This window comes from Stenotrophomonas sp. YJH_SMC_37 (genome assembly GCF_059370035.1).
Genome location: NZ_JCAFTG010000004.1, coordinates 14,856 through 27,870, shown reverse-complemented (window position 1 = coordinate 27,870; position 13,015 = coordinate 14,856). Strand labels below are relative to the sequence as shown.

The 13,015-nt window shown below is 66.0% G+C and carries 10 protein-coding genes; 4 read left to right on the top strand and 6 right to left on the bottom strand.

The genetic code is table 11. The features are described 5' to 3' along the window. Nucleotides 1-16 precede the first annotated feature (16 nt). The 3 genes from AC5P8J_RS07045 to AC5P8J_RS07035 form a co-directional block, all read right to left on the bottom strand. Nucleotides 17-631, bottom strand: a complete 615-nt coding sequence (locus tag AC5P8J_RS07045) for an RluA family pseudouridine synthase (RefSeq protein WP_134730155.1) — start codon at nucleotides 629-631, stop codon at nucleotides 17-19. Nucleotides 632-753: 122 nt separating this feature from the next. Beyond that, nucleotides 754-1,740 (bottom strand): malate dehydrogenase, encoded by a 987-nt coding sequence (locus AC5P8J_RS07040; protein ID WP_005415428.1) that lies wholly within the window; start codon nucleotides 1,738-1,740, stop codon nucleotides 754-756. A 118-nt stretch (nucleotides 1,741-1,858) separates the two neighbouring features. Continuing rightward, nucleotides 1,859-2,350 carry a peptidylprolyl isomerase gene (locus AC5P8J_RS07035; RefSeq protein WP_005408225.1) on the bottom strand — a complete coding sequence of 164 codons (492 nt, stop codon included), beginning with the start codon at nucleotides 2,348-2,350 and terminating at the stop codon, nucleotides 1,859-1,861. Between the two features lie 267 nt (nucleotides 2,351-2,617). On the opposite strand from AC5P8J_RS07035, the gene typA reads away from it, so the two are divergent. The 3 genes from typA to AC5P8J_RS07020 are packed head-to-tail and all read left to right on the top strand — an operon-like array spanning nucleotide 2,618 to nucleotide 6,608. Beyond that, nucleotides 2,618-4,465 (top strand): translational GTPase TypA, encoded by a 1,848-nt coding sequence (typA, locus tag AC5P8J_RS07030; RefSeq protein WP_026346967.1) that lies wholly within the window; start codon nucleotides 2,618-2,620, stop codon nucleotides 4,463-4,465. 11 nt (nucleotides 4,466-4,476) lie between these two features. Further along, entirely contained in the window at nucleotides 4,477-4,944 is a 468-nt protein-coding gene (locus AC5P8J_RS07025) for a DUF2127 domain-containing protein (RefSeq protein WP_019659569.1), read from the top strand. Nucleotides 4,945-4,985: 41 nt separating this feature from the next. Next, nucleotides 4,986-6,608: an amidase gene (locus AC5P8J_RS07020; RefSeq protein WP_164144152.1), complete on the top strand. Its 1,623-nt coding sequence runs from the start codon at nucleotides 4,986-4,988 to the stop codon at nucleotides 6,606-6,608. 72 nt (nucleotides 6,609-6,680) lie between these two features. On the opposite strand, the gene AC5P8J_RS07015 is transcribed toward AC5P8J_RS07020, so the two are convergent. Then, nucleotides 6,681-7,868, bottom strand: a complete 1,188-nt coding sequence (locus AC5P8J_RS07015) for a mechanosensitive ion channel family protein (RefSeq protein WP_194445329.1) — start codon at nucleotides 7,866-7,868, stop codon at nucleotides 6,681-6,683. A gap of 680 nt (nucleotides 7,869-8,548) precedes the next feature. Next, a complete protein-coding gene (locus AC5P8J_RS07010; protein WP_495216729.1) occupies nucleotides 8,549-9,940 on the bottom strand; it encodes a class II 3-deoxy-7-phosphoheptulonate synthase in 1,392 nt (463 codons plus the stop codon). A gap of 217 nt (nucleotides 9,941-10,157) precedes the next feature. Here AC5P8J_RS07010 and AC5P8J_RS07005 point away from each other — a divergent pair, with 217 nt between their 5' ends. Further along, nucleotides 10,158-12,281: a TonB-dependent receptor gene (locus AC5P8J_RS07005; RefSeq protein WP_227853049.1), complete on the top strand. Its 2,124-nt coding sequence runs from the start codon at nucleotides 10,158-10,160 to the stop codon at nucleotides 12,279-12,281. Between the two features lie 65 nt (nucleotides 12,282-12,346). Here the strand turns inward: AC5P8J_RS07005 and AC5P8J_RS07000 are convergent, their stop codons facing one another. Continuing rightward, complete coding sequence (locus tag AC5P8J_RS07000; protein WP_021204579.1) at nucleotides 12,347-12,853, bottom strand: disulfide bond formation protein B; 507 nt, start codon at nucleotides 12,851-12,853, stop codon at nucleotides 12,347-12,349. Nucleotides 12,854-13,015 lie beyond the last annotated feature (162 nt).

Genomic DNA, 13,015 nt, shown 5'->3' with positions numbered 1-13,015 from the left:
AAGCCCTGCCGAACCCCTAGAACGGAGCCGCAGACTCGAACGCGAGCACCTCGCCCGTCACCGGGTGGGTAAACTGCAGGCTGCACGCATGCAGATGCACGCGGTGCGCCGGTGCCGCGTCATACAGCACGTCGCCAACAATCGGATGGCCAATACTGGCCATGTGCAACCGCAGCTGATGGCTGCGGCCGGTGATCGGTTCCAACGCCACGCGCGTGCGCCGCGCTTCAACATCGCGCACCAGCACGCGCCAACGCGTCAGCGCCGGCTTGCCGCGCTCATGGTCGACCCTCTGCTTCGGCCGGTTCGGCCAGTCCACGATCAGCGGCAGGTCCACTTCGCCGGTGTCGCGTTCGAGCAGCCCCTGCACCACCGCTTCATACCGCTTGCCAACCTGGCGCTGCTCGAACTGCATCGACAACGCCGCCTGCATGTCCTTGCCGCGCGCATGCAGCAGCAGGCCGGAAGTCACCTGGTCCAGGCGGTGCACGGTCAACGCATCCGGATACAGCGCCTGCAGGCGCGCGACCACGCAGTCCTGGTTCTCGGCGCTGCGGCCGGGTACGGACAACAGGCCAGCCGGCTTCTCGGCCACCAGCAGTGCGTCATCGATGTAGTGCAGGTGGATCATGCGGTTCCAGGAATTCCAAATGAAAACGGGGAAGCCGAAGCCTCCCCGCTTTCTGCGTACCAACCAGCGGTCGGTACCTACCTTGATGGAAGACGTACCGTCCGGAGCCGGTACCGCCTGCATCAGCCCAGCAGGTGGGCGACGCCGGCGCGCTCTTCTTCCAGCTCGGCCAGGGTCTTGTCGATGTACTTCTGGCTGAAGTCGTCGATCGGCAGATCCTTGACCAGGGTGTACTTGCCGTTCTCGGTGGTCACGGCAAAACCGAAGATCACGCCTTCCGGAATGCCGTAGGAACCGTCGGACGGCACGCCCATGGTGACCCACTTGCCGTTGCTGCCCAGCACCCAGTCACGCACGTGGTCGATGGCGGCGTTGGCGGCCGAAGCAGCCGAGGACGAGCCGCGGGCTTCGATGATCGCCGCGCCGCGCTTGCCGACGGTCGGGATGAAGGTGTTGGCGTTCCACTCCTGGTCGTTGATCGCATCGGCGATCGATGCACCATCGGCGGTGGCGAAACGGTAGTCCGGGTACATGGTCGGGCTGTGGTTGCCCCACACCACCAGCTTCTCCATGCCACCGACCGGCTTGCCGAGCTTGGCCGACAGCTGGCTCAGCGCGCGGTTGTGGTCCAGGCGCAGCATGGCGGTGAAGTTTTCCGGCTTCAGGTCCGGAGCCGACTTCATGGCGATGTAGGCGTTGGTGTTGGCCGGGTTGCCGACCACCAGCACTTTCACGTCACGGCTGGCGACCTTGTTCAGCGCCGCGCCCTGGGCGGTGAAGATCTTGGCGTTTTCCAGCAGCAGGTCCTTGCGCTCCATGCCCGGGCCGCGCGGACGCGCGCCGACCAGCAGGGCGATGTCGGCGTCCTTGAACGCGACTTCGGCGTCATCGGTGCCGACCATGCCGGCCAGCAGCGGGAAGGCGCAGTCTTCCAGCTCCATCATCACGCCCTTCAGGGCGGCCTGGGCCTTGTCGACCGGCAGTTCCAGCAGCTGCAGGATGACCGGCTGGTCCTTGCCCAGCATTTCGCCGGAGGCGATGCGGAACAGCAGGGCATAACCGATCTGGCCGGCGGCGCCGGTCACGGCAACACGAACGGGTGCTTTCATGGGGGTTTCCTCTTGCTTGCAAGCGTTTGATGGGACGCCGCGGGCGGAGCCACGCAGGCCTGGCGGGCGGCGGGGAACAGGGAAACGGCCACCCGTGGGTGGCCGTTTCGAAGGGGGATCAGGCGGCGAGGTGCTTGTTCCACTCGGCGACGCGGTCGGCCTGGGCGGCCAGCACGGCGTCGACGTCGCCTTCCAGGGTGATCGAATGGATCACGTCGCCCTGCTTGACCGAATCGACGATGGCCTGGCCTTCCAGGACCTTGCCGAAGACGGTGTGGCGGCCGTCCAGCCAATCGGTCTTGATGTGGGTGATGAAGAACTGGCTGCCGTTGGTGTTCGGGCCGGCGTTGGCCATCGACAGCGAGCCGACCTCATGCTTCACGCCATTCTTTTCGTCTTCGAACTTGTAGCCCGGGCCGCCGGTGCCACGGCCCTGCGGGCAGCCGCCCTGGATCATGAAGTCGGCGATCACGCGATGGAAGATCAGGCCGTCATAGAAGCCGTGCTTGACCAGGTTCACGAAGTTGGCCACGGTCAGCGGCGCCTTGTCGGCGAACAGCTCGACCTTGATCGGGCCCTGTGTGGTGTCGAAAGTGGCGATGAGGGACATGAAGATCCTTGATGCAGAGGGGAACGCGTCTAGCCACCTAGTTTACACCTGCCTTGCGGCGGCGGCGGCTTCGACCATGGGCGCAGACCCGGGCTTCAGCCGCCGGCGGGGCAGCCCGCGCGACGGTCTGGCGGCCTCGGCCGTGTGGCGGCCCAGCTGAATGGGCCCCGTGACGGGCGTGAAATCCACCTTTTCGCGAATCGTCAAGTTCGACGTATAATGTTGGACTTCTTTTTCCAAATCCGGCGCCGACTGGCCCCCTTTCGTATGTCCATCGAAAATCTTCGCAACATCGCCATCGTCGCCCACGTCGACCATGGCAAGACCACCCTGGTCGACCAGCTGCTGAAGCAGTCCGGCACCCTGTCCGAGCGTACCGTCCTCGCCGAGCGCGTGATGGACAGCAACGACCAGGAAAAGGAACGCGGCATCACCATCCTGGCCAAGAACACCGCCATCACCTGGGAAGACAAGAAGACCGGCATCAAGAACCGGATCAACATCGTCGACACCCCCGGCCACGCCGACTTCGGCGGTGAGGTCGAGCGCGTGCTGTCGATGGTCGACACCGTGCTGATCCTGGTCGATGCGATGGACGGCCCGATGCCGCAGACCCGCTTCGTTACCCAGAAGGCCTTCGCGATGGGCTTCAAGCCGATCGTCGTGGTCAACAAGGTCGACCGTCCGGGCGCCCGTCCGGAGTGGGTGATCGACCAGGTCTTCGACCTGTTCGACAAGCTCGGTGCCACCAACGAGCAGCTGGACTTCCCGATCGTCTACGCCTCGGGCCTGAATGGCTACGCCGGCCTGGAAGACACCGTGCGCGACGGCGACATGACCCCGCTGTACGAAGCGATCATGAAGCACGCGCCGAAGCCGGAAGTGGACCCGGAAGGCCCGTTCCAGATGCGCATCAGCCAGCTGGACTACAACAACTTCGTGGGCGTGATCGGCATCGGCCGCATCCAGCGCGGCACCCTGAAGAAGAACATGCAGGTCGCGGTCATCGACCGTGAAGGCAAGAAGCGCAACGGCAAGGTGCTGCAGGTGCTGGGCTTCATGGGCCTGGAGCGCATCGAGCAGGATTCGGCCGAGGCCGGCGACATCGTGGCCATCTCCGGCATCCAGGAGCTGACCATCTCCGACACCATCTGCGCACCGGACTTCCCGGAAGCCCTGCCGGCGCTGACCGTCGACGAGCCGACCATCTCGATGACCTTCCAGGTGAACAACTCGCCGTTCGCCGGCAACAAGGACCTGTCCGGTGGCAAGTTCCTGACCAGCCGCCAGATCAAGGACCGCCTGGACCGTGAAAAGGTCCACAACGTGGCCCTGAAGGTCGAGCAGCTGGAAGACGCCGACAAGTTCCTGGTCTCCGGCCGTGGCGAACTGCACCTGTCGGTGCTGATCGAGAACATGCGCCGCGAAGGCTACGAGCTGGCCGTGTCGCGCCCGGAAGTGATCATCAAGGAAATCGACGGCCAGCTGATGGAGCCGATCGAGCAGCTGGTGGTGGACATCGAAGAAGTCCACCAGGGCGGCGTGATGGAAAAGCTGGGCACCCGCAAGGGCCAGTTGAAGAACATGGAATCGGACGGCAAGGGCCGCGTGCGCCTGGAATACCAGATCCCGGCCCGTGGCCTGATCGGTTTCCAGAACGAGTTCAAGACCCTGACCCAGGGTTCGGGCCTGCTGTTCCATGTGTTCGACCACTACGGCCCGAAGGAACAGGGCGCGATCGCCAAGCGCATCAACGGCGTGATGATCGCCAATGCGCCGGGCGTCACCCCGGCCTACTCGCTGGGCCCACTGCAGGAACGCGGCAAGCTCTTCGCCGCCGAAGGTGACAACGTGTATGAAGGCCAGCTGGTCGGCATCCACTCCAAGGACAACGACCTGACCGTCAACGCGATCAAGACCAAGCCGCTGACCAACATGCGCGCTTCGGGCAAGGACGATGCGATCCAGCTGACCCCGGCGATCAAGTACTCGCTGGAACAGGCCCTGGACTTCATTGAAGACGACGAGCTGGTCGAGATCACCCCGAAGGAGATCCGCCTGCGCAAGAAGTTCCTGACCGAGAGCGACCGCAAGAAGGCTTCGCGCGGCGGCTGAGCCAGCACCCCGTGAGCCAGAGCGGCTACAACCCGGATCCACACCGGCATCCGGGCCTGCACGTCATCGCCCTGCTCGAAGCGAGCAAGGCGATGCTGGCACTGTTGGCTGCCACCGGGCTGGAAGTGCTCGGACCGCAGCCGCTGCGGCACGGCATCATGGCCCTGATCCGGCGTTTCAGCCTGGATCCGGACCATGGCACCCTGCCCTCGCTGCTGCACATGATCAGCCCCGACGCGGTCCACCTGGCCGCGGCGGGGATGATCGGTTACGGACTGCTGCACCTGGTCGAAGCCTGGGGCCTGTGGCGGGCCAAGGCCTGGGCCTCCTGGCTGGGTTGCCTGACCGCTGCCCTGTACCTGCCCTTCGACATCTTCGCGATCATCCGCCATCCCGGCTGGCCGTCGTGGACGATCCTGGCCATCAACCTGATCGTGGTCTACGTACTCGCCCGCGACCTGCGCAAGCGCCACCGCTGAGCACTCGCTACACTGGGGATTGGAGCCGACCAAGCCGCCCCATGCGCCCGTCCTCGCCGCCTCTGCTGACCTGCCTGCTCGCCGCGCTGCCGGCGCTGCTTTCGGCTGGCTGCAGCCCGGCCACGCCCAGCGCGCATGCGGCCGAACCTGCGAGCCGCAACGTGCCGTTCCCGTACGCCGAAACCGATATTGCCGACCTGCAGGCGCGGATGACCGCCGGTGAACTGGACAGCACCACCCTGACCCAGGCCTACCTGCAGCGCATCGCCGCCCTGGACCGCGCCGGGCCGCGCCTGCGCGCGGTGATCGAGCTCAACTCCGATGCCCTGAAGGAAGCCGCCGCGCGCGACCGCGAGCGCCGTAGCGGCCACCTGCGCGGCCCGCTGCACGGCATCCCGCTGCTGTTGAAGGACAACATCAACGCCGCGCCGATGGCCACCAGTGCCGGCTCTCTGGCCCTGCAGAGCTTCCGTCCGGACGATGCCTACCTGGTGCGCCGGCTGCGCGATGCCGGCGCCATCGTGCTGGGCAAGACCAACCTCAGCGAATGGGCCAATTTCCGCGGCAATGATTCGATCTCCGGCTGGAGCGCGCGCGGCGGCCAGACCCGCAATCCCTATCGGCTGAGCCATTCGCCCTGTGGCTCCAGCAGCGGCAGCGCGGTAGCCGTGGCCGCCAACCTCGCCAGCGCAGCAATCGGTACCGAAACCGACGGCAGCATCGTCTGCCCGGCGGCGATCAATGGCATCGTCGGCCTCAAGCCGACGGTAGGCCTGGTCAGCCGCGACGGCATCATCCCGATTTCCTTCAGCCAGGACACCGCCGGTCCGATGGCGCGCAGTGTCGCCGACGCTGCCGCCGTGCTGACCGCGATCGCCGGCCGCGATGATGCCGACCCGGCCACCGCGACCATGCCCGGCCGCGCGGTCTACGACTACACCGCGCGACTGGACCCCCAGGGCCTGCGCGGCAAGCGCATCGGACTGCTGCAGACACCCCTGCTGAAGTACCGGGGCATGCCGCCACTGATCGAACAGGCGGCGACCGAGCTGCGTCGCGCCGGCGCCGTGGTGGTGCCGGTGGAGCTGCCCAACCAGGGCGCTTGGGCCGAGGCCGAGCGCACGCTGCTGCTGTACGAATTCAAGGCCGGGCTGGAGCGCTACTTCAGCGCCCATCGCGCCCCGCTGCGCAGCCTGGCCGAACTGATCGCCTTCAACCAGGCGCACAGCAAGCAGGAGCTGGGCCTGTTCGGCCAGGAACTGCTGGTGGCGGCCGACGCCACCGCCGGCCTGGCCGACCCGGCCTATATCCGCGCGCGCAGCGATGCACGCCGGTTGGCGGGCCCCGAAGGCATTGACGCTGCCCTCGCCGCCCACCAGCTTGATGCGCTGGTGGCCCCCACCACCGGCGTGGCGTGGCCGATCCGCAGCGAAGGCGACGATTTCCCCGGCGAGAGCTACAGCGCTGCCGCCGTGGCTGGCTATCCCAGCCTGACTGTGCCGATGGGCCAGATCAACGGCCTTCCCGTCGGCCTGCTGTTCATGGGCACCGCCTGGAGCGAGCCGAAGCTGATCGAGATGGCCTACGCCTACGAGCAGCGCACGCGCGCACGGCGCCCGCCGCACTTCGATACCGACGCGCTGATCGACGCCGGCGAGCCGTGATCGTGTTTCTGTAGAGCCGAGCCCACGCTCGGCTTCAACGGAAAATCGAAAGCAGCCGAGCATGGCTCGGCTCTACAGCGGCTGGTCGGGCTCCGCTGGCACGATCGCCGCCTCACCGTCTTCAGCCCCCGGCGAACGCACATCTGCAGTGCGTGCACGAGGACCACGCGGCATGTCCAGCTCGTCTGCATGCTGCAGTCGCGCACGCACCTGCGGCAGCGACTGCGGATGCTCACGCGCGAGGAAATCGAGCATGCGCTCGCGTACCAGGCAACGCAGGTCGAACGCGTCGCCGGAGCTGCGCGCACTGACCAGCAGGCGGATCTGAATTGCACGCTCACTGGTTTCAGTCACCTGGGTCACGCAGACTCGGCCATCCCACAACGCTTCGCCCCGGCAGATGCGCTCCAGTTCAGCACGGATCGCCGCAATCGGGGCACGATAATCCAGCCACAGGAAGGCTGTGCCGAGCAGGTCGGCACTACGCCGCGTCCAGTTCTGGAACGGGTTCTCGATGAACCAGGTCAACGGCACCACCATCCGCCGCTCATCCCAGATACGCACCACCACGTAACTGCTTCCGATCTCCTCGATGCGTCCCCACTCGCCTTCCACGATCACCACGTCATCCAGGCGGATCGGCTGCGTCAACGCGATCTGCAGGCCGGCGATCAGGTTGCCGAACACCGGCTTGGCCGCGATACCGGCCACCAGGCCGATCAGGCCGGCCGAGGCCAGCAGCGCGGTACCGATCTTCTGCACCATCGGAAACGTCAGCAGCACCAGCGATGCGCCCAGCACGATGATGCCGCCCATCAGCACCCGGCTGAGCACGCGCGTCTGGGTCTGGATGCGGCGCGCTTCCAGATTGTCGGAGACATCAATGGGATGGCTGCGCAGGATTGCGCGCTCGCCCGCCGCCACCGCACGTACCAGCAACCAGATGAAGCAGGCAGTCAACGCGATGTGCAGCACATGCTGCAGATGGCCCAGCAACGGATCCTGCAGCGGCGTGGCCTGCAGGGCGGGAATCAACAGCAGCAGCGGCCATGCAGTGGCCATCGGCAGCCCGAGCACACGACCGATGCGCGCACGCCGGCGATCACGCCCTTTCAGCCGGTGATAGATCCACAGGATCAGCCACGCGCCGATGCCACCCACCAACGCCGCCAGACCCAGCGGCCATGCATATGCCTGTGCGCTTTGCCAATGCACCGTTGCTACCTCCACACGAACAGCCAAGCGGACAGCCTCGCGCATGGCGCATGAGCGTCACGTCAGTCGTTCGTAAGAAGGGTGTTGGTCGGCAGGGCTTGCAGCCCTGCACCCTGCTGCGAGCTGGAGCAACAGCAACAGCCGAAGCAGAAGCGGGTTTCCTGTGGGGTGGCGGGATGGGTCCGGTCGCGGAGACGCCGTGAACCCATCCATGGGGGCTTGGCCGCGGCATCCATGCCGCGGACACTCCCGCAACCGGACCCACCCCGCCTTCGACAGTTTTCTGCGATCTGTCGGAACCTGATGCTGATGGTGGGTGCCGACCGTTGGTCGGCAAGGGGTCGGAGCCCATTTTGAATACTGCTATCTGAAAGAAAAATCGTGTCGACCAACGGTCGACACCTACCAACAGCCGCGCATGCCAATCGCCGCAGTTACCAGTAGATCCACGCCATGCGTGGATGATTCATTCGACATCTGACAGATGTGCCGACCAACGGTCGGCACCCACCAATAGCGACCTGAACCTGTCGAAGGTGGGGCGGTGTCGGAGTGCGGGGTGTCAGCGGCATGGATGCGGCCGCCAAGCCTACAAGGACGTACTTGTGGCGTCCCCGCACTCCGACACCGTCCCGCCAACCCACGGATAGCCCGCTTTTGACGTTGACGTTGACGTTGCTCTGGCTCGTAGCAGGTGCAGGGCTGCAAGCCCTGCCGAAAAACCCTTACCGCACTTGCTCCTGCTTGCGTACGATCGCCATCGCGATCTCCAGCGACTGCTCGTAGTTCAACCGCGGGTCCACCGTTGAACGATACGCGCGCTCCAGGTCGCGCTCGGTCAGTTCGCGCGCGCCGCCGATGCACTCGGTCACGTCCTCGCCGGTCAGTTCCAGATGCACACCGCCCAGGCGCGTACCGGCGGCCGCATGCAGGTCGAACGACATCTCCACCTCGCCACGCACGTTGTCGAAGCGACGTGTCTTGAAACCGTTGGCGGTGCTTTCGGTATTGCCATGCATCGCATCGCACACCCACAGCACGCGGCGACCATCACGCTTGACCGCGTCCAGCAGCGGCGGCAGTTTCTCGGCGATCTGCGCGGCACCCATGCGGTGGATGAAGCTCAGGCGGCCCGGCTCGTCATGCGGGTTGAGCACATCGATCAGGCGCAGCAGCTGGTCCGGCGTCACCGACGGGCCCACCTTGATCGCAATCGGATTGCGCACGCCACGCAGGTATTCCACGTGCGCGCCATCCAGCGCAGCCGTGCGCATGCCGATCCACGGGTAATGCGTGCTCAGGTTCAACCAGCCCTGCTGGCGGGGCACCTGGCGGGTCAGTGCCTGCTCGTACGGCAACAGCAGCGCTTCATGCGAGGTGTAGAAGTCGATGCGGTTGAGGTTGTGCACGCGGGCCCCGGCCAACGTCTCCATGAAATGCACGGCATCGCCGATCGAGGCCACCATCTTCTGGTACTCGGCGGCCAGCGGCGAATGGCTCACCCATTCCAGGTTCCAGTACTCGGGGTGGTGCAGGTCGGCGAAACCACCATCGATCAGCGCCCGTACGAAGTTCATCGTCATCGCCGAATGCGCGTGCGCCTGCAGCATCCGCTTCGGGTCCGGCAGGCGCGCTGCTTCAGTGAAGGCCGGCGCATTGATGACATCGCCGCGGTAGCTCGGCAGGGTCACACCGTCGCGCGTCTCGGTATCGGCCGAACGCGGCTTGGCGTACTGGCCGGCGAAACGACCCACGCGGATCACCGGCTGGCGCAGCCCATGCACCAGCACCAGGCTCATCTGCAGCAGCACCTTCAGGCGGTTGGAGATGGTGCCCGATTCGCAGTCGCTGAAGTTCTCAGCGCAGTCGCCGCCCTGCAGCAGGAAGCGCTTGCCCTCCTGGGCCTCCGCCAACTGCTGCTTCAGGGCCAGGATCTCCCACGAGGTGACCAGCGGCGGCAGCCGCTTCAGCTCGTGCAGGGCAGCGTCCAGCGCCACCGGGTCCGGGTAGGTCGGCATCTGCAGCGCGGTCTTGCCACGCCAGCTCTCCGGCGACCAGCCAGCGCCGGTGGCGGCTGCGACGGGATCGGGGACAGGCGAAACGGCGGACAGGCTCATTGCAGGCTTCCGGAGGTGGGGGACGTTCATGGTCGCAGAGCCGACCGCTGTCGCAAAGGGCCGAACGGCGTCTGCACATGACTGAACGCCGGGGAAAGGGCATCGCGATTGGCCAAAAGCGGCATGCCCACGGCCAGCCGGTCAGGCGCATGATTCGCCACGCACTGTTACGAAGTAACACTCAATCCCCAATGGCCCCTTCCACAGCCTATCCGCCATGAAGCCCTCCCTGCTTGCTACCGGCATCACCTTCGCCCTGACCCTGGCCAGCCTGCCTTCCCTCGCCGTGGCCGCCGATGCCGCCGCTCCCGTGAAGGACCTCGACGCGGTCACCGTCCACGCCCAGCTCGACCAGGCCCGCAACACGCTGTCGCCGGACATCGGCAGCAGCCAGTACCAGATCACCGCCGAGGACATCCAGAAGCAGCCGCTGGGCGCCTCCGCGCCGCTCAGCCAGGTGCTGCTGCAGGCGCCCGGCGTGGTCCAGGATTCCTACGGCGGCGTGCACGTGCGCGGCGACCACGCCAATCTGCAGTACCGCATCAACGGCGTGCTGCTGCCCGAATCGATCTCGGGCTTCGGCCAGACGCTGGATGCACGCACCATCAAGAGCATCCGCCTGATGGATGGCGCGCTGCCGGCGCAGTTCGGCGAGCGCACCGCTGCAGTGGTCGACATCACCACCCGCAGCGGCGCCGAGCTCGGCAACGGCGGCAGCGCCGGGCTGACCGCAGGCTCGTTCGGCAAGATCAATCCCAACGCCTCGTGGTGGGGCAACCAGGGGCGCTGGAGCTGGTTCCTGACTGGCAACTACGACCAGAACGAGGTTGGCCTGGAGAACCCGACCCGCTCGCGCAAGCCGCTGCACGACGACACCCACCAGGGCAAAGCGTTCGCTGACCTTACCTACCTCGTCAACGAGAACACCCGCCTGAGCGTGTTCGCCGGCTTTGCCAACAATCGCTTCCAGATCCCGGTCAACCCCGGGCAAACGCCGCAGTTCGGTTACCTCGATACCACCACCTTCGACTCCAGCCAGCTGGATGAAACCCAGCGCGAGGCCACCCGCTTCGGCATGCTGGTGCTGCAGGGCACGTTGGGCAGCACCGCATATCAGCTCTCGGCCGGGCAGCGCTACAGCGATGTGGCATTCCATCCGGATGTCGTCGGCGACCTGGTGTTCAGTGGCGTCGCCTCGCAGGTGCAACGCAGCAACCGCGCCAACACGCTGCAGGCCGATTTCTCCACCCCACTGGGCAACGACCACACGCTGCGCTATGGCCTGTACGGCAACTACGAGAATGCGCGGGCCAGCAACAGCAGCTGGGTGTTTCCGGTCGATGACGCCGGCCAGCAGTCCAGCACCACACCGCTGCTGATACCTGACCGCAGTGCCTTCCATGCCAGCACGCTGGCGCTGTACGTGCAGGATGAATGGAAGATCGGCGACGACTGGACCGTCAACTACGGCCTGCGCGGAGATCGCTACAAGGCCTTTGGCCACACCGAGGGCCAGCTCAGCCCCCGCGTGGGAGTGGTCTGGAATGCCAGCGACAGCACCACCGTGCATGCCGGCTATTCGCGCTACTTCACGCCACCGGCCAGTGAGCTGATCGCCAGCAGCGATATCGCCCTATACGACGGCACCACCAACCAGCAGCCCAGCGGCGGCAACAACACGCCACTGGCCGAACGCAGCGACTACTACGACATCGGCGTGTCGCAGCAGGTGGGCGACCACCTCACCCTGGGCTTGGACGCCTACGATCGCCGCGTTGCGCGCCTGCAGGACGAAGGCCAGTTCGGCGCCGCCTACATCTACTCGACGTTCAACTATCGCCGTGGCCACATCCGTGGGCTGGAGTTCAGTGCCGACTACAGCATCGGCCCGTTCAGCGCCTACTTCAACGCGGCGTACAACAAGGCCATCGGCACCCAGGTGATCACCAGCCAGTACAACCTCGATCCGGACGCGCTGGCCTATGTGGCCGACCACTGGATCCACCTCGACCACGACCAGAAACTGACCTCATCGGGTGGCTTCAGCTACGCCTTTGCCGGACACAACCGGATCGGTGCCAACTACGTGTTCGGCAGCGGCCTGCGTTCCGACATCGAGGGCGTACCCAACGGCGGCGAGCTGCCGTCGTACCTGCAGGTGAACCTCAGCGCCGGGCACGACTTCAATGCCGACAGCGGGCATCCGCTGCATGTGCAGCTGGCCGTGGTCAACGCCCTGGACCGAAGCTACCAGCTGCGCGATGGCGGCGGTGTCGGCGTGTTCGCCCCGCAGTGGGGACCGCGCCGAGGTGCTTACCTGAGCCTGCAGCAGGATTTCTGAGGTAGCGCCGGCCGCTGGCCGGTATTCCCACGGTGTGCCGGCCAGCGCCCGGCACTACCCTGCGTTCAGCGCTTGACCCTGCGCAGCGACACCACCAGCGCCCACAGCGCCAGCAGCACGAACCACACGCCCGACCACATCGGCATGGTCAGGCCCAGGAAGGTCCAGTCGATGTTGCCGCAGTTGCCGGTACCGGTGAGCACCGTGCGGAACACTTCCAGCGGCCCCATGGTCTCGCGCAGGAAGCTCAGCGGCGGGCCGCAGGTCGCGCCCATCTCCGGCGGCAGCATCTGCACGTATACGTGGCGCGCGGCAATGCCGACGCCTACCGCGGCGGCAATGAAGGCGAGAATCCCGTAGGTCGCGCGTCCCGGGCGGTTGGACGGCCCGTGCAGCGCACCAATCAGGAACAGCAGGCCCAGCGCGGCGAAGGCCAGCCGCTGGAAGATGCACAGCGGACACGGCTCCAGGCCCATCTGCAGCTGCAGGAAGATCGCGTAGCCGAGCAGGCCCGCGCAGATCAGAAAGCCCAGGAAGAACTGGGCGCGGAAGGGCCAGCGCAGTGGATTCATCGTCAACGCTCGAATGGATCAGGGCGCCAAGCGTAACCGAGAGCGCGCGCCATTCGAACCGCCACAGGTGACGCCTGTCGGAACGGTGTGGGTCGCATTGTGCCGCAGGTAGCGCCGGGCCATGCCCGGCGAGCGTAGCGGATACGGAAACGCCGGGCATGG